9 protein-coding genes and 2 pseudogenes are annotated in these 16,444 nt (G+C 66.5%); 5 read left to right on the top strand and 6 right to left on the bottom strand.

Going from position 1 to position 16,444, the window contains the following annotated elements; genetic code table 11:
* Positions 1-82 precede the first annotated feature (82 nt).
* Together LW136_RS03755 and LW136_RS03750 are read left to right on the top strand one after the other, a co-directional pair.
* A complete protein-coding gene (locus LW136_RS03755) occupies positions 83-2,167 on the top strand; it encodes an alpha-amylase (RefSeq protein WP_234174692.1) in 2,085 nt (694 codons plus the stop codon).
* Positions 2,168-2,223: 56 nt separating this feature from the next.
* The gene (locus LW136_RS03750) at positions 2,224-3,315 is read left to right on the top strand and encodes a protein kinase family protein (protein ID WP_234174691.1); all 1,092 of its coding nucleotides are present in this window, start codon (positions 2,224-2,226) and stop codon (positions 3,313-3,315) included.
* Between the two features lie 43 nt (positions 3,316-3,358).
* Here the strand turns inward: LW136_RS03750 and LW136_RS03745 are convergent, their stop codons facing one another.
* From LW136_RS03745 to LW136_RS03730, 4 genes and pseudogenes are all read right to left on the bottom strand, one after another.
* Complete coding sequence (locus LW136_RS03745) at positions 3,359-5,389, bottom strand: methyl-accepting chemotaxis protein (RefSeq protein WP_234174690.1); 2,031 nt, start codon at positions 5,387-5,389, stop codon at positions 3,359-3,361.
* Positions 5,390-5,542: 153 nt separating this feature from the next.
* Positions 5,543-6,883: pseudogene (gene mta / locus LW136_RS03740) on the bottom strand (glucan 1,4-alpha-maltotetraohydrolase); the annotation flags it as partial.
* Between the two features lie 166 nt (positions 6,884-7,049).
* Positions 7,050-8,432: an IS1380 family transposase gene (locus LW136_RS03735; protein ID WP_034018616.1), complete on the bottom strand. Its 1,383-nt coding sequence runs from the start codon at positions 8,430-8,432 to the stop codon at positions 7,050-7,052.
* A gap of 62 nt (positions 8,433-8,494) precedes the next feature.
* Positions 8,495-8,857 (bottom strand): annotated as a pseudogene (locus tag LW136_RS03730) (glucan 1,4-alpha-maltohexaosidase); the annotation flags it as partial.
* 388 nt (positions 8,858-9,245) lie between these two features.
* On the opposite strand from LW136_RS03730, the gene LW136_RS03725 reads away from it, so the two are divergent.
* The 3 genes from LW136_RS03725 (at position 9,246) to malE (ending at position 12,874) form a co-directional block, all read left to right on the top strand.
* On the top strand, positions 9,246-10,538 hold the full coding sequence (locus tag LW136_RS03725; protein ID WP_102832653.1) for a maltoporin: 1,293 nt from the start codon (positions 9,246-9,248) through the stop codon (positions 10,536-10,538).
* A gap of 122 nt (positions 10,539-10,660) precedes the next feature.
* Positions 10,661-11,584 carry a MalM family protein gene (locus LW136_RS03720; RefSeq protein ID WP_234174687.1) on the top strand — a complete coding sequence of 308 codons (924 nt, stop codon included), beginning with the start codon at positions 10,661-10,663 and terminating at the stop codon, positions 11,582-11,584.
* Positions 11,585-11,632: 48 nt separating this feature from the next.
* Entirely contained in the window at positions 11,633-12,874 is a 1,242-nt protein-coding gene (malE, locus tag LW136_RS03715) for a maltose/maltodextrin ABC transporter substrate-binding protein MalE (protein ID WP_046621518.1), read from the top strand.
* A gap of 197 nt (positions 12,875-13,071) precedes the next feature.
* Here the strand turns inward: malE and LW136_RS03710 are convergent, their stop codons facing one another.
* Both LW136_RS03710 and LW136_RS03705 read right to left on the bottom strand, forming a co-directional pair.
* Positions 13,072-14,913 carry a nitric oxide reductase activation protein NorD gene (locus LW136_RS03710; protein WP_234174686.1) on the bottom strand — a complete coding sequence of 614 codons (1,842 nt, stop codon included), beginning with the start codon at positions 14,911-14,913 and terminating at the stop codon, positions 13,072-13,074.
* Positions 14,914-14,995: 82 nt separating this feature from the next.
* Complete coding sequence (locus LW136_RS03705) at positions 14,996-16,420, bottom strand: cbb3-type cytochrome c oxidase subunit I (protein WP_015275765.1); 1,425 nt, start codon at positions 16,418-16,420, stop codon at positions 14,996-14,998.
* Positions 16,421-16,444 lie beyond the last annotated feature (24 nt).

Genomic DNA, 16,444 nt, shown 5'->3' with positions numbered 1-16,444 from the left:
CCATCAGCCTCGGGTTTACGCCTATACCCGGCTGCCAACGCGCGGTCAAATGTAGCGAAAAAGCATAATGGAGCCACATTTGATGCGAGCCCACTGGTTATCCGCCCTGCCGCTACTGTTCGGCCTCGCCCTGCCCTTGTCCAGCCTCGCCGCTCCCGAGCTGAGCGTTCGCCTGAACGACCAGCCGCTGCCACTGAACTGGAATGCCCTGGCTGCCGATCGCTATGACACGGTGCTAGAACTCGAACCCGGCCGGCTGCATCTGGTGATGCCGCAATCAGGCGTCGAAAACACCTCGCTTGCGCCGTTCCGTCGTCAGCCGCTTGGCAAAGACAGCGCCTACCGCTACGAAGTGCCCGAGGCCGGACGCTATCGCTTGATCGTCGAGACCGGCGCCTCAGCGGCGCTGCGTCTGCTGCCAGTCAAGGCCGCCGAGCCGAAGGCGGCTGCACCGGTCTGCCGGGCCTGGGACGGCGGCGCGGTGGAGGTGGCCGTTGGCGACGTGTTCCGCGATGGCCAGACCCTGCGCGACGCGCTGTCCGGCGCCACGGCGGTCGTGCGCAACGGTCAGGTGACACTGCAACCCGCCGCCGGCAGCGACGGCCTCTTGCTGCTCGAAGCTGCCGACCCCGCCAAACCGGCACCGCGCGACTGGCGCAACGCGATCGTCTACTTCGTGCTCACCGACCGTTTCGCCAATGGCGACCCAAGCAACGACCGCAGCTATGGCCGCGAGCCGGACGGGGCCGACGAGATCGGCACCTTCCACGGCGGCGACCTCAAGGGGCTGACCGAACGGCTCGACCATATCGCCAGCCTCGGCGTCGATGCGCTGTGGATCAGTGCGCCCTACGAGCAGATCCACGGCTGGGTTGGCGGCGGCGATAGCGGCGACTTCCGCCACTACGGCTACCACGGTTATTACGCGCTGGATTTCACCCAACTCGACGCCAACATGGGCGACGACAACGACCTGCGCACCCTCATCAGCGAGGCCCATGCCCGCGGCATCCGCGTGCTGTTCGATGTGGTGATGAACCACCCCGGCTACTCGACCCTGCAGGACATGCAGCAGATAGGCTTCGGCGCCCTGCGCGACGGCATGGCCGACTACCTGCCCGAGCAGTGGAGCGCCTGGCAGCCAGAAGCCCACGAGAATCTGCACGCCTACCACAACCTGGTGGATTACGAGCACCCGAGCTGGGCCGCCTGGTGGGGTCGCGACTGGGTGCGCGCCGGCATCGCCGATTACGACACACCGCCCAGCAGCACCGTTGATCCGCTCAAGGGCTCGCTGGCCTTCCTGCCGGATTTCCGCACCGAATCCGAGGCGGTCGTCGCGCTGCCGGAGTTTCTCGCGCGCAAGGCGCAGACCCGCGCCGAGCCGCGCGAGGGCTACCGGGTGCGCGACTACCTGATCGAATGGCTGACCGGCTGGGTCCGCGAGTTCGGCGTCGACGGCTTTCGTGTCGACACCGTCAAGCATGTCGAACCCGCCACCTGGGCCGAACTGCGCGCCGCCGCGGAGCGCGCCCGCGCCGATTGGGCTCGTACCAACCCGGACGATCCCATGGCCAGCGAGCCGTTCTGGATGGTCGGCGAAGTGTTCGGCCACGGCCCCGAAGCCAGCGACTATCTGAACCAGGGCTTCGATGCGCTGATCAACTTCGACTTTCAGGAGCAGGCCGTGGCTGCCAGCGACTGCCTCGCCGCCGCCGAACCCAGCTACGCCGACTATGGCCGGCGCCTGGCCGACACGCCCGGGCACAACCTGCTGAGCTATGCCTCGTCCCATGACACCGCGCTGTTCAATCAGCTGGCCAAGGGCGACCTGACGCGCCAGCGTGGCCTCGCCGCCGCCCTGCTGCTGGCGCCCGGCGCGGTGCAGGTCTATTACGGCGACGAAAGCGCGCGCGCCTTCGGTGCCAGCGGTTCGGACCCGTATCAGGGCACCCGCAGCTCGATGAACTGGGCCGAGCACGAGCGGCCCGAGATCGCTGGATTGATCGAGCACTGGCAGCGGATTGGCCAGTTCCGTGCGCGCCATCCAGCCATCGGCGCGGGTGAACACAAACTGCTTTCGCCCGGCCAGCCCTATGCCTTCGCCCGCACGCTGGGCGACGACCGCATCGTCGTCGTGCAGGCCGGTGCATCGCTCACCCCCTGAATCGCCCGTCCCGGACCGCAGCCCGGGACGCAGCCGCCCCCTGCCTGGAGCCCGCAATGAACGCAACCCTGAACCCGCGCCAGCAGGCGCAGCTGGCCTTTGTCGCCAGCGGAGCGGAACTGCAAGTCGGCCAGCCGCAGGACTGCCCGTTGCCGCTGGCCACGCTGGTCGCCACCGACGGCAGCGAACCCTATGTCAGTCGCATGCTGTCCGGCGGGCTCACCGCCCACGTCTACCGGATCGAAGCGGCAGGCCGTAGCTGGACGCTCAAGCGCGCCCGCGAGCGCTGCCTGGTGCAGAACGCCGATGGCCAGACCTCTTTTCTCAACGAGGTCCAGCGGCGCGCCGACCTGCGCGCGCTGAAGGCCCGGCCCGAGCTGGCCGAGCCGCTCGCCGGGATCGTCGACACCTGCTATGCGAGTTTTCGTCACGGCGTGCTGCTGTCGCCCTGGATCGACGGCGAGGTCGTCGGCGACTGGGATGAAGCGCGCCTGGCAGACCTGTTCGACTGCGTCATCACGCTCGCCTCCGCCGGCCTGTTCGAGTGGGACCTGTGCCCCGGCAACGTGCTCGACGACGGCCGCATCCGGCTGTTCGACTTTGGCTACCTGTACCGCTTCGATCCGCTGCGCGAGTTCAACAGCGATGGCCTCGCCTGCCCGGGCTTCCACCCGGTCGAGCGTTTCGAAACGCGGCAGTTCTTCGCCTGGCTGCTTGGCCAGGAGGCACTCGGCAGCGCCCGGGCGCTGGCGGCGTTTCGCCTGGAGAAGGCGATCGCCCTGGACCGCTACCGGCGCTGGCGGGCCGAACTGGCCGGCCGCGGCGCCAGTTCGGCCGTGCTCGAACGGCTGGACCGACTGATCGACAGCTGGCGCACGGCCCTTGCCGGCTCGGCCGAGGCGCTCTACCTGCGCGAGGCCTGGCGCTCGCATCGTCTCGACCTGGCCGACGATCTCGACGGCCAGACCTGCACGCCGCAAACCCTGCAGCGCCTGGCCTGGCTCCGGGAAACGGTTGGCGCACGCCATGCCGACCTGCTCGCCGCCGACGCCCTGGCCCACGAGCGGGCCCCGCAACGCGCCGCCCTGCTCGACGAGCTGCGCCGCGCCGAAGCGCAGGCCATCGGCTGGCAGGTCCCGCGGGCCTAGGCCAGACGGGGACGACCGGGCCATCGCCGCCGCCCGGTCGCGTTCAGGTGCGGTAACGCGCGCAGAGCGCCTGCTGCTCGGCGGACATGCGCGCCTGGCGTTCGCTGCTGTCGCTGATCGCCACGACGCTGTCCATGTGCAGCTCGGCCGCGGCATCGATCGCATGCATGCCGCGCGACACTTCTTCGGCGGCGAGCCGTTGCTGGCCGGTGGCCGAATCGATTTCCCGCGACATGGCGGCGATGTGCTCGACCTGGCTGCGGATTTCCTGCATCAGCCGGTCGGCCTGCCCGACCTGATCGAGGGTGCCCTGCATCTGCGCGCGACTGGCCTCCACCGAACGCACCGCCGAGCCGATGCCCTGGGCCAGGCGTTCGATGCGTTGCTGGATCTCGCCGGTCGATTGCGCCGTGCGCCGGGCCAGGCCGCGCACCTCGTCGGCGACCACCGCGAAGCCACGTCCCTGATCACCAGCGCGCGCCGCTTCGATGGCTGCATTGAGCGCCAGCAGGTTGGTCTGCTCGGCAATCGCACGGATCACATCGAGAATCTGCCCGATCTGCTCGCTCACCGCCTCCACGTTGGCGATCTCGGCCACGCTGGTTTCCAGCTGCTCGGCCAGGGCTTGCGTGCCGATGCGGGTCGCGGCCATCCGCTGGCTGCCCTGCAGGGTCAGTGCCTCGACACTGCCGACCCGCGTGGCCGTCTCGCCGGCATGCTGCGCCACCTCGCCAAAACTGGTCTCCAGTTCGGCCAGACTGACGGCGAGCGCCCCGATGCTGCTGCGTTGTTTCTCCAGCCCGGCACGCGCCTGGCTGCAGGCCTGGGCATTGCGGCGGGCAATCTGGTCCTGTTCGTCGGCGTTGCGCCCGAGCTGGGCCAGTGCGTCGCGCAGACTACCGGCGACCCGGTTGACCCAATCACCGACACGCCCGAACTCGTCTGCGCGCTGGTACTCGCAGCCGCCGCGCAGATCACCGTCGGCCAGGTGCTGCAGGCTGCCGCTGACGGCGGCCAGGGCCATGCGCATGGTACGCCCCAGCCACAGGCCCATGGCCAGCGCCACCGCGATCGACAGCCCGGCCATCGCCAAGAGGCCGGCCACACCCTGACGATAGGTCTGCGCGGCCAGGCCCAGTTGCCTGTCGCTGGCCTGCTGGGCGCTGGCGATGAGCGTGCCGATGTCCTCGCGTGCCTGGTGCTGCAGGTGACCGAGCTGCAGTTTCTGCTCGCGGTTGGCCTGCTGGTCGGACAGCCAGGCGTAGTACTGCGCCACCGCGCCATTGCCGGGCACAGCCAGTTGCTGCTCGATGGCGGCAAACGGCGCCTGGAAGCTGTGCGCGTAATCGGTACGGCTGTCCTGGTGCGGTTCCAGATCGAGGAGAACGTTGTCCAGCTTCTTCTGCAGGGCCGGCAGCCGCTGCGCGATCTGCGCACCGGCTTCATCGAGTGCCTTGATCGAAGACACGCCGATGGCATCGAACAGCAGCGCCTCGACCTGCTCGAGCGGGATGATGAACTGCTTGATGGAATAGGCGACCAGCTCGTCGCCAGTCACGAACTGCGCCTGCAGCAGGTCCTGCTTGAGCCGCGAGAACTGCAGCTGCAGATCGCGCAGCGCGACGGCGTTGCGCCCCACGCGCGCGAGCAGGTCGCGCTGCGCATCGATCAGCGCCAGGCTGCGGCGGTCGAGCTCCGGCAACAGGGCCGCCAGACGCTGCTTGGTCTCGGCGTGTGCCGGCGTCACCCGCTCCAGCTGGGCGAACAGCTCGAGGGCCTGGTCCTGCAGCGTGCGATGCCGGCCGACATAGCCGTCGAGCTGGTCAGGCCGGTCCTCTGCCAGGGCGTCGGAAAGGTTCTGCGTCAGGCTCTGCAACGTACCGAAGAAGCTCTCGCTGACCAGCAGACGCGACGCGGTCGACGAGATTTGCTCGGCATTGCCTTGCAGGCGGCCGATGGCAACCAGGCTGGTGCCGGCTACCAGCATCAGCAAGGCCACCAGCGCGGCGATCAGCAGGTACAGCCGGGCCAGGAAGCCAAGCCGGAAAGGGGTCGAGCGGGTCTGGGCCAACATGAACAGCTCCTGATACGACAGCGCAGCGCGAAGGCTTTTATGGTTGTCGTGCCAGCATCGGCGGCCCGGCCCGTCGCCGGCCTCCTCCCTGCCCACCCTGGGTCGGGAGGAGCCGCCCGGCGTAGGCGTAGCCGAGGCCGGGCGGGCGTGTCGTCAGAACGAGCCGCTGGTGCTCGCGCCGGCGGCGGCCTGGACCTGGTTGTTGCCGCCCGATTGCCACTGACGCACCAGCGTCGCGTCCGCCTCGTTGCGGATCAGGCACTTCCATTCCACGTTCTGGCCGGCTGGCAGGGCGATGCTGCCCTTCCAGGTCGGATAGCTGCTGGTGTCGGTCAGCCGCACCGCGGAGGCCGGGCTCCAGTTGCCGAGCTGGCTGACGTTGCCCACCGCGTAGACGCTGTCGCCCATCTGCGTCACACCGTTGTCGCAGCGGAAGTTCACATTGACCAGACCTCCCTCGCCGCCGTCATTCCCGCCGCCATCGCCGCTACCGCTGCGCCAGACGCGCACCTCGCCGTTGCTGGCGTTGACCGCCTCGCTGAAGCTGCCGCTGGCGACCTGGCCGGGGTTGGCCAGATCGGAGTTGAGCGCCACCACCAGGGTCTGCTGGCTGCCGCTGACGGTAGCGACCAGGCCGCTGTAGCCGCTGTGGAAGCTGATCGCCGAATCGGCACGCACACCAGCGGCGCGACGCACCTGGATCAGCTGGCGGATGAAGTCGCCGTAGCCCCAGTCGTACATGTGCGACCAGTACACCACCGGCGTCCCCGGGCTGGTGAGGATGTAGGCGTAGGCCTGGCGAATCAGCCCGTCCTGCAGCGCCCAGTGGTGCTGACCACCGTTCTGCCCGGGCGAGTAGCCGGTGTCGTGGTTGTCGACGAAGGTCACCGCCACCTCGCGCCAGCGCGGGTCGGGGTTGCCATTGAGGCCATGTTTCCAGTCGGCGACCGAGCCGTTCTGCATGCGCTCCTTGAGAGCGAAGTCGAACACCGGGCACTTGGCCCGGTCCGACCAGTCCTTGATGATCTGCTGCCAGCTCGCCGTGTTGCGCCAGTCCCAGCTGGGATATTCAGAAGGGCCTTTCCACAGCTCGCCGACGCAGAAGCTGTTGTCGGCACTGTCGGTCATCCAGCTGTCGACCCGCTCCGGGGCGAAGCCGCGGACGAAATCGAAGCGGAAGCCGCCGGCGCCGTAGCCGCTGCGCAGGTTGGCGAGCTCGTCGCGGAACATGCCATAGACCTGCGGATGGCCGGTGTTCAGGTCCGACTCGCCGCCGATGAAGCGGTCACCGTCGTCGCAGTCGTTGGGGTAGTTGCCCGGGTCGGCGCAGTCGTTGCGCCAGAAGCCCTGGCCGGCCGGCAGGTTGATCTCCTTGTCCGGGTAGCCGCGGTTCATGTGATTGGGCACCACATCGTAGAGCACCTTCACCCCGGCGCCACCGAGTGCGCCGGCGGCCTGGCGCAGCTGGGCGTCGCTGCCGTAGCCCGCATTTCTCACAGCCCTGCGCATTGGGCCGTTTTGACGGACGCAGGTCGTCGCAGGTGGCGCAGGCTGCCGACAGCGCTGATTTCGGGCAAGCGCCTGCGAGCGCGCTTGAACAAGGCGCTTGCGGCAGGGTGGACGGGGTGTGATGTGGAGGGGGACGGTGGGTGTGCGGCTGTCAGCGCGCCGCGGCGCTCAAGACATCGAAGGCGTGATCGAACACCTCCTGCTGCGGGAAGGCCGAACTCATGGCCACTTTGACCCGGCGCACGCTCACGGTGATGACCGCGCCGATCTTGAGCAGCTTCAGGCGGATGCTACCGGCCGTGGCCTGGGCCAGTTCGGTCCCCGACAGCGCCAGCCTGCGCAGGCTTTCGAGCAGCACGTAGGCGAACGAGGACAGCCACAGCCGCAGCTGGTTGCTGCGCAGCGTCGCGGTGGAGGTGCGGTCGGCGAACAGGTCGAGCTGACACTCCTTGATGCGGTTCTCCATCTCGCCGCGCGCGCAGTAGAGATCCTCATACAGCGCCTTGTCCGGCCAGTCCCCGACCGCAAGCGTGGTCACCACGAAGCGTGGGTTGGTCTTGCCCGGCAAGGCCTCGGCCTTGGCCACCACCCGGCGCTCGGCGCTCCAGCTTTTCCTCGTGCGGTAGTGCAGTTCCTGGAACACCCGTGCCGGGACTCCCGTCGCTTCGCACTGCGCCTGGGCCTGCCGCAGGCTCGGGCCGATGGCCCGGGTCAGGCGCGCGTTGCGCGCCAGTCCGAAGACATAATCGACCGACTGTGCTTCGCACCAAGTCATCAGGTCATCCCGGCAGAACCCCGAGTCGGCGCGCAGCACGATGCGCGTGTCTGGCCAGCGGGCGCGAATCTGCTTGACGATGCGTTGCACCTCTTCCAGCGCCCCGGCGGCGCCATCGACGTTGGCCGGGCGCAACTTGGCGCACAGCAGGTGACGGCCGCAGAAGATGTACAGCGGCAGGTAACAGTAACCCCCGTAGTAGCCGTGAAAGAACCGGCCCTCCTGCTGCCCATGCAGCGGATCGTCGGTGGCATCCAGATCCAGGATGATCTCCTCTGGCGGCCTGCGGTGGGCGTCCAGAAACAGATCGACGAACAGATCCTCGATCATGCCGGCCTGCGGCCGGATCTTGTGATAGCGCGAACTGCCCTGCGCCTGGAAGCGCTCCAGCCGGTTGAGCGTGCTCTTGCCGGCCAAGGGCGCACAGCGCGCACGTCCGGACTGCAGCTTGCCGATCACCGCGCCCAGCAGCGGGTCGTGGCGCAGTTGCTCGTGATCGTTGAGATCCTCGTAGCCCAGCGCGATGCCCATCACCCGCTGCGCCACCAGCGTGCGCAGCGGAAACTCCACCGCCTCGGGCATCCGATCGTCCTGGAAACAGCCGGCCAGGCGATCGAACAACCCCACCGCTTCATCGGTTTGTTTGAGCAGCAACGCGCCGCCATCCGAACTCACCCGACCGCCATCAAATCCGGCTACCACCGCGCGCCGCCCCACCCCTGAAAACGTGTACTGCTTCGGATTACACTGTGTCTGCATCGGGCCGCTCTCCGTTGTCGCGCTAAATCGTTCTTTGCACAACAATTTTCGCGCATCCGACGGCCCGGTGCATCTCTTCCTGTGAGAAATGCGGGGTAGCGGCCGTTCTTGTTGAAGTCGTGCCAGAAGTAGCCTTCGCCGCCGCCGGACTTGCCGCCGTCGGTCCAGCTGGAGAAGTCACGCCAGGGCACCGGCATCCAGATTGCCGAGAAGCCGTCGGCGGCGATCGTCGAGGCCTGCTGGCGAAGGATGTTGTACCAGTCGTTCGGCGCTTCGCGGACGACGTTCCAGTGGAAGCCCTGGAGGATGATTTCGTCGCCGCCGTGGTAGCGCACGCCGGCCGGGCTCTTGCCGGCCTGGTCAGCGAGGGCGGGGAACGGCAGCAGGATCGCCGCCAATACGGCGGCACGTAGGGTCTGGCTCATCGCAATACTCCGGTTCTTGTGCTTGTTCGCGGGTATCCGGCAACGGACTGCCGAATGAGGATGAACGCCGGCCGCACCTTCGACCGACCTGGGCAGGCTGCCCCTGGGCCCGCTCGCGACCAACCTCCCTGCGCGCGTTCGAGGCGGCGTAGTGGCCAGGCGGAAGGCCCGTGGCAATCATCTGCGCCCCACCCGTAGCGACCCCGCCCCTGGGATTACGCCGCACTCATACCGATTACGCCCTCGAGCTGCGCCAGCGAAATCTCTGGCCGGGAGGATGGCGCTCCGGGCCCTTTCCCCGAAGCTTCTGCCACCGAGCTGCGCCGCCCCTGGCTGGCAGCGACGGCGTGATCGATTCGGCATTAACAAGAAAAACAAGGACCTCGTCATGAAGCACACCGCGCACCCCCTGTTCGTCCTCAAACCCGCCTGCCTGCTTGCCGCCCTGCTGGTCGGCGGTCCGGCCATGGCGGTCGATTTCCACGGCTATCTGCGTTCGGGCGTCGGCGCCACGGCCGGCGGCGGCGACCAGGCCTGCTTCCAGGCCGCCGGCGCTCCGGCGAAATATCGTCTGGGCAACGAATGCGAAACCTACGCCGAGATCGGCCTCGGCCAGGAGGTGTGGAGCGAAGGCAACCGCAGCTTCTACGTCGACAGCATGATCGCCTACCGCTCCGACCAGGGTAACGACTGGGAAGCCGGCGGCACCGATACCGACGGCGGCGAGAACAACCCCTTCGACGAGGCCGGCACCACCTCCATCCGCCAGTTCAACGTGGTCGGCAAGAACCTCATCCCGAGCCTGCCGGGCGCGGCGATCTGGGCCGGCAAGCGCTACTACAAGCGCCACGACGTGCACATCAACGACTACTACTACTGGGACGTCTCCGGCCCCGGCGCCGGTATCGAGGACATCGACCTGGGCTTCGCCAAGGCCAGCGTGGCGTGGATCCGCAACACTGACGGCGACTGGGTCTATCAGGGCTCGGGCACCGGCACCAACCTGGCCAACGACACCCTCGACTTCCGCCTCGCCGAGATCGACGTCAACCCGGGCGGCAAGCTGGAAATCGGCTACGACTACGGCAAGGCCAACCTCACCGACGAGCAAGAACGCGACCCCGGCTACGAGGACCAGAAGGGTCATCTGGTCACCCTTGAGCACACCCAGAGCGACTGGTTCGGCGGCTACAACAAGCTCGCCCTGCAATACGGCACCGACGGCATCATCGGCAGCAGCGGGCGCAACAGCACCGGTAACAGCGACGGCAAGATGTTCCGCCTGGTCAACCAGGGCGTGGTGGGCCTGAGCGACAACATCGAGATGATGTACGTGCAGATCTACGAGGACCGCGACTTCGACAACGACTCCGGGCAGACCTGGGCCAGCTTCGGCGTGCGCCCGGTGTACAAGTGGAGCGACGTGATGAGCACCGCGCTGGAGTTCGGTTACGACCGCGTCGATCCGCAGGCCGACGGCGAACGCAGCCGCGACCTGAAGAAGCTCACCCTCGCCCAGCAGTGGTCGGCCGGCAACAGCTTCTGGGCGCGCCCGCAGATCCGCGTGTTCGCCACCTACGCCAAATGGGACGGCGGCCGTTACCAGGCGGCCAGCGAGTCCATCGATGCCGGCGACGACGACGGCCTGACCTTCGGCGTGCAGGCCGAAGCCTGGTGGTAAGCCGCAACGTTTAAGTGCCGTCGCGGACCGACCGCGACGGCTCCCCTTCCGCTCCCACCGTCCAGACGGTGCCTTTGCCCCGACGCTGGCAGGTCGGGGCATTTTTTGTTCGGAGAACCACCATGCATCGGATGTTATTTCTTGCCGCCGGGCTAGCCGCCCTGACGGTTGCCGGCTGCAGCAGCGAGCCGTTGCGCCGGGTCGACGCCCTCACTGCTACCCCGGCGCCGCTGCAACATTCGGTCGAGCAGGCGCGTGATGCGCTGGCAGCCGCCCCGACCTGCTGCAGCAGTATCGACCAGCTGCCCTTCCAGCCACTCGAGGCCGGTTTCACCGGCGACGTTCTGATCGACACACAGGCGCCGGCCTACAACTTCGAAACCGGCAAGAGCTTCTTGCGCGCCTTCACGCTGCCAGCTGGCGGTCCATCATTCGAGATCCGCCTCTACAGCCAGGCCGGCAGCAGCGTGCTGGCGCCTAACGCCATGCTGCTCGACAGCCGCATGCGTCCGACCCGCCTGCTGGATGGTGACGACTTCGCCTACGTACCGCCGACCGGGCTCAAGGGCGACAGCCTCGATGCGCGCATTCGCATCGATCGCTCCCAGCCCGAGCACCCGGGCAACGAGCGCTACCTGATCCTCTACACCAGCGACGCGCAAATGGCCGGCCAGACCGTGCTGCAGCACCCGGCCAAGGCCTACGCCAAGGCGCTGGGCAACGAGCCGCCGAGCATCCCCGACCCGGTGGCGAAGCACTCGCCAGTAGGCATGATCCGGCTGGTGATGATCCCCGACAGCGCCGCCGGCTCGACCGCCAAGGGCTACGTACCGGGCTACAGCATCGGCCAGGAGATGTGCAACGAACTGCCCGCCGCGCCGGCGCCGACGGTGCTGCCGGAGACCTCGGCGTACTACCGCCAGGCGATCGATGCGGCACTGGCGCAGAAGGACCTCGAACGCGCGCTGCGTCTGGCCGACGAAGCGACGCGAGTGGGTGACAGCGGCGCCAAGGGGTATCTGCTGGAGCGCATCCAGATCAAGTGACCGCACACGGGGCGGCTCGGACGCCCCGACACAACGCAGGATGCAGCGATGACAACTATAAGATCTGCCTTGATCCTCCTGACCATACTTCTCAACACTCCCGCATTGGCGCTGGAGCGCGATGCCCTGAAGATCTGGATCAACCAGGACAAGGGCTACAACGCCTTGGGCGAAATCGGCCAGGACTTCAGCAAAGCCAGCGGCATTCCAGTCACCGTCGCCACCCCCGAGGATCTCGCCGTCCAGTTCGACCGGCTGGCGACGACCAGCAAGGGGCCGGACATCGTCATCTTTGCCCATGATCGTTTTGGTTCCTGGATCAACAATGGCCTGCTCGCGCCGGTCACCCCCAGTCCGGAAGCCCTGGCGCGTGCACCAGCCTTCGCCTGGGAAGCGATGACCGTCGGCAATCATTACTACGGTTATCCGCTGGCGACCGAGGTGGTCGGCCTGATCTATAACCGCGACCTTGTGCCCGAGCCACCCAGCAGCCTGGCGGAGGTCGAGGCGCTGGACCGGAGACTACGTGCCGAGGGCAAGCGCGCCATCGAATGGGACTACCGCAACCTCTACTTCTCCTGGCCGATCATCGCCGGCAGCGGCGGCTACAGCCTGAAGAAAACGAACGGCATCTACGACCTTTCTGACATCGGCCTGAACACCCCCGGCGCCATCGAGGGCATGGAGTCGATCAAGCGCTTGCTCGACAACCAGACCCTGGACTCCGGCGCTACTTACCAGAGCATGATGGAGGGCTTCAAGGCGGGACGTACGGCGATGATCATCAACGGCCCCTGGGCCTGGAACGAAGTACGTCAGGCCGATATCCGCTTCGGCATCGCCGACATTCCCACCGCCGACCCAGCACGCAAAGGCAAGCCGTTTGTTGGCGTACTCGCTGCTGCGATCAACAGCAACAGCCCGAACAAGGCCGCGGCCCATCGCTTCATTGAGGACTACCTGACCAGCCCTGATGGCCTGGCGCGGATCCACGCAGAAAAGCCTCTGGGCGCAGTGGCCAACCTGGCGCTGATGGAGCGTCTGCGTCACGACCCGCTGATAGCGCACACCTATGCCTCGGCACAGGCGGGCGAAATCATGCCGGACATCCCAGAGATGAAGCGCTTCTGGGCGCTGGTCACGCCGCGGATGGAGCCGATGCTCAACGGTCAAAAACCCATTGCGGAAACCCTTACCCATATTGCTGAACGACTGGCAAAGGGAGCTCAGATGCAGTCATGGCGCCGCCGCCACTACCCCTTGAGCCCTGATGTGGCCGAGCAGAAATAACGCATGGCCAATGTTGGAGGATGGTTTGCGCACGGGGCGAGGCTCGATTAGCCGCCCCAAGTTCGCTCAACCCCATCAGCCCTCGCTGCAGTAGGGCTGCAGACCGGCCGAGCGGCGATATGCTTCGCGAAGGCGATGATCATCCGCTACGGCGCCAGCGTTCCGATACGACGCACATCGTGCATCTCTCTTTGCGATCACGACTGGGTCAGCTGCTTGTACAGCTGCGGCAGGCGGAACGGCAGCTGTTGCGGCTCTTTGATCAAGGTGTAGCCGTTGGCGCCGAACATGTACGGCAGATAGTCACCGGCCTCGCGGTCGATGGTGATGCAGAACGGCAGCAGACCCTGCTTGCGCGCTTCCATGACGGCCTGGCGGGTATCTTCGACGCCGTAGCGGCCTTCATAGAGATCCAGATCGTTCGGCTTGCCGTCGGTGACCAGCAGCAACAGTTTGCGCCGCTGCTTGCAGTTGCCAAGCAGCTCGGTGGCCTGGCGGATGGCCGCACCCATGCGGGTGTAATAGCCGGGCTTGAGCGCCTGGATACGGCCGCGGGTTTCATCGCCATAGGGCTGGCGGAAGCTCTTCAGCTCCTGCATGCGCACCTGCTGGCGACGCAGCGAGGAGAAGCCGTACAGCGCAAAGGGATCGCCCACCGCCGACAGTGCTTCGCCGAACAGCAGCAGGCTGTCGATGACCACATCGATCACTCGGTGCTCGTTGTCCAGGTGCGCGTCGGTGGACATGGACAGGTCGGCCAGCAGCAGGCAGGCCAGGTCGCGGCGATTCTGCCGTTGTTCCATGAACAGGCCACGTTCGGCGCACTGACCGTTCTGCCGCTCGACGTGAAAATCGAGCCAGGCCTGCATGTCCAGCTCCGAACCCTGCGGTTGCTGGCGCAGCCATTGACGGTCGTTGCGCAGGTGTTCGAACTGCCGACGCAAACGTCGCGCCAGCGGCGACAGGTGCAGCGGCAACGGCTTGGCCTCGGCGCCGCGCGGCAGCATCAGCTGCAGGTTGACGAAATCCTTCTGCAGGCACTGCTTGCGATAGTCCCACTCGGGCAGCTTGATGCCTTCGCCCAGCGGCACATCGTCGAAATCCGCGGCCGGCAGGTCCAGGTCCAGCTTGAGCCCGCCGCCCTGGCGCATGCGCTGACGCGACAGCGCCAGCTCGTCGAGATCCTCGGCGACACGGGCCGCGTCGAGGTCCTCGGTGTCGTCGCCGCAGCGATCCATTTCGATGTGCTCGGACCAGCTGAACAGGTTCTCCAGCCGGAACAGCAACAGGCCACCCTTGCTGGAGCTCTCGTCCACTCGCCGTGCGCGCTTGCGCTGACGCGATTCGCCGCCGGGCGGGGCTTCCAGATTGCCCTCGCCCTCTTCGGCGCGCTGGGCGGCCTGGGGTTCACCAAGATTGTCCGCCGGATACAGCCACAGAGGCAGCGGCCAGGGCGCGCGCTCGCTGCGTGGAAACTGGCTGACGCTGCCCGGCTCGCGCAGGGCCTGGCACAGCGCCGCTTCCAGCGCGGCCTCGGCCTTGGGCAGCTGGCTCGGGTCCGGGCGCAGCTGCAGATGGGCTTCGACCAGACGCTGATAGCGCGGGCGCATGGCCGGAAAATGTTCAAGGATTGCCTGCGTCCAGCGCTGGTTGTCGCGCGCCCAGTGGCGCATCGGCCCGGCCTGCGCGGCGAGCAGCGCCAGCCAGCGATATAGATCCTGGTTCAGCGAGACTTCCGGATAGACCGCCAGGCTCTGCGGCAGCCGCAGGTTGCTGGCGTCGCACCAGGCCACCGGCAGTTGCTTGCAGGTCCCGGCGACCTGTTGCAGCAGGTTGCGCCTGAGCAGCAGATCACGCGCGCTGGCGGCTTCTACGCCGACACCGCTGGCGCCACCCATGGCGCGGAACAGCAGCGACAGCGGCCGCTGCATGCTCTCGAGATCGACCCGTGCTTCCGGAAAATCCGGGTTGGCGCGACGGGTGATGAAGCGGTGCCAGACACTACCGACCCACTCTTCCACTTCGATGGTAAAGGCCATGGCGGTTACTCCGTGCAGGCACTGAAAAAGCAAAACGGCCCGCTGTTACCAGTCGGGCCGTCGATCCTCATTGCGACTCGTCTCAGGCCGCGGCGGCAGCTGCTGCTACGACCGGTACCCGACCGCGCTGGCGGAAGCTGTACAGGTAGCAGACCAGGCCAATCAGGAAGAACACCCCGGCGATCAGACGCAGCCAGAAGAAGATGGCCAGCTGGTCAGCGGTGTTCATGAACGACATGGCAGCGCCATCGGCAGGGATCCGCTGCAGCCACACCTGCACCACGCCGGCTGCGGTGAGGAACAGGGTGATCGCGACCATGGAGATGGTCATCAGCCAGAAGCCCCAGACTTCGATGCGCTGAGCACGTGCATCCGGTGCTTCGCCCAGGCCACGCAGACGCGGCATGGCGTAGCTGATCATGGTCATCACGATCATCGCGTAGGCACCGTAGAAGGCCAGGTGGCCGTGTGCGGCAGTCAGCTGCGAACCGTGGGTGTAGTAGTTCACCGGAGCCAGGGTGTGCAGGAAGCCCCACACGCCGGCACCGAGGAAGGCAGTCACGGTGGTGCCGATGGCCCACAGCGAAGCGGCCTTGTTCGGATGCTCGCGGCGACGACGGTTAACCATGTTCAGCGAGAACAGCACCATGGCGAAGAACGGCAGCGGTTCCAGGGCGGAGAAGATCGAGCCCAGCCACAGCCACACGGTCGGTGCGCCGATCCAGAAGAAGTGGTGACCCGTACCGATGATGCCGGTGATCAGAGCCATGGCGATGATCACGTACAGCCACTTCTCGACTACTTCGCGGTCCACGCCGGTGATCTTGATCAGGACGAAGGCCAGCATCGAACCCATGATCAGTTCCCACACGCCTTCCACCCACAGGTGCACGACGAACCACCAGTAGTACTTGTCGCGTGCCAGGTTCTCGGGGTTGTAGAAGGAGAACAGGAAGAACACCGCGAGGCCGATCAGACCGGTCATCATCACCGTGCTGACCACGGTCTTGCGACCCTTGAGCATGGTCATGCCGACGTTGTAGAGGAAGCCCAGGGCCACCACCACGATGCCGATCTTGGTGATCGTCGGCTGCTCGAGGAACTCGCGCCCCATGGTCGGCAGCAGTTCGTTCTTGGTCATTTCCGCCAGCCCGGCATAGGGCACGAAGAGATAACCGAGAATGGTCAGCACGCCGGCCGCGGCGAACACCCAGAACAGGATGATGGCCAGTTTCGGACTGTGCAGTTCGCGGTCCGCTTCCTCGGGAATGAGGTAGTAGGCCGCACCCATGAAGCCGAACAGCAACCAGACGATCAGCAGGTTGGTGTGAACCATCCGTGCCACGTTGAAGGGCAGCAGCGGGAACAGGAAGTCACCGATGACGTACTGCAGCCCCATGATCAGACCGAACAGGATCTGACCGACGAACAGGATCAGTGCAAACACGAAGTAGGGTTTGGCAACGGCCTGCGATTGGAATTTGAGATGCGGATTGATGATGCTCATCTCGTGGCCCCTCCAGTGAAATCG

This window comes from Stutzerimonas kunmingensis, from assembly GCF_021432085.1.
Taxonomy (GTDB): Bacteria; Pseudomonadota; Gammaproteobacteria; order Pseudomonadales; family Pseudomonadaceae; genus Stutzerimonas.
This window is presented reverse-complemented; position numbering and strand designations above follow the sequence as displayed.

Excerpts from the sequence above, each read along its gene's own strand:
- LW136_RS03755 (WP_234174692.1), top strand. The coding sequence starts at position 83 with ATGCGAGCCCACTGGTTATCCGCCCTGCCGCTACTGTTCGGCCTCGCC.
- LW136_RS03750 (WP_234174691.1), top strand. The coding sequence starts at position 2,224 with ATGAACGCAACCCTGAACCCGCGCCAGCAGGCGCAGCTGGCCTTTGTC.
- LW136_RS03745 (WP_234174690.1), bottom strand. The coding sequence starts at position 5,389 with ATGTTGGCCCAGACCCGCTCGACCCCTTTCCGGCTTGGCTTCCTGGCC.
- LW136_RS03735 (WP_034018616.1), bottom strand. The coding sequence starts at position 8,432 with ATGCAGACACAGTGTAATCCGAAGCAGTACACGTTTTCAGGGGTGGGG.
- LW136_RS03725 (WP_102832653.1), top strand. The coding sequence starts at position 9,246 with ATGAAGCACACCGCGCACCCCCTGTTCGTCCTCAAACCCGCCTGCCTG.
- LW136_RS03720 (WP_234174687.1), top strand. The coding sequence starts at position 10,661 with ATGCATCGGATGTTATTTCTTGCCGCCGGGCTAGCCGCCCTGACGGTT.
- malE (WP_046621518.1), top strand. The coding sequence starts at position 11,633 with ATGACAACTATAAGATCTGCCTTGATCCTCCTGACCATACTTCTCAAC.
- LW136_RS03710 (WP_234174686.1), bottom strand. The coding sequence starts at position 14,913 with ATGGCCTTTACCATCGAAGTGGAAGAGTGGGTCGGTAGTGTCTGGCAC.
- LW136_RS03705 (WP_015275765.1), bottom strand. The coding sequence starts at position 16,420 with ATGAGCATCATCAATCCGCATCTCAAATTCCAATCGCAGGCCGTTGCC.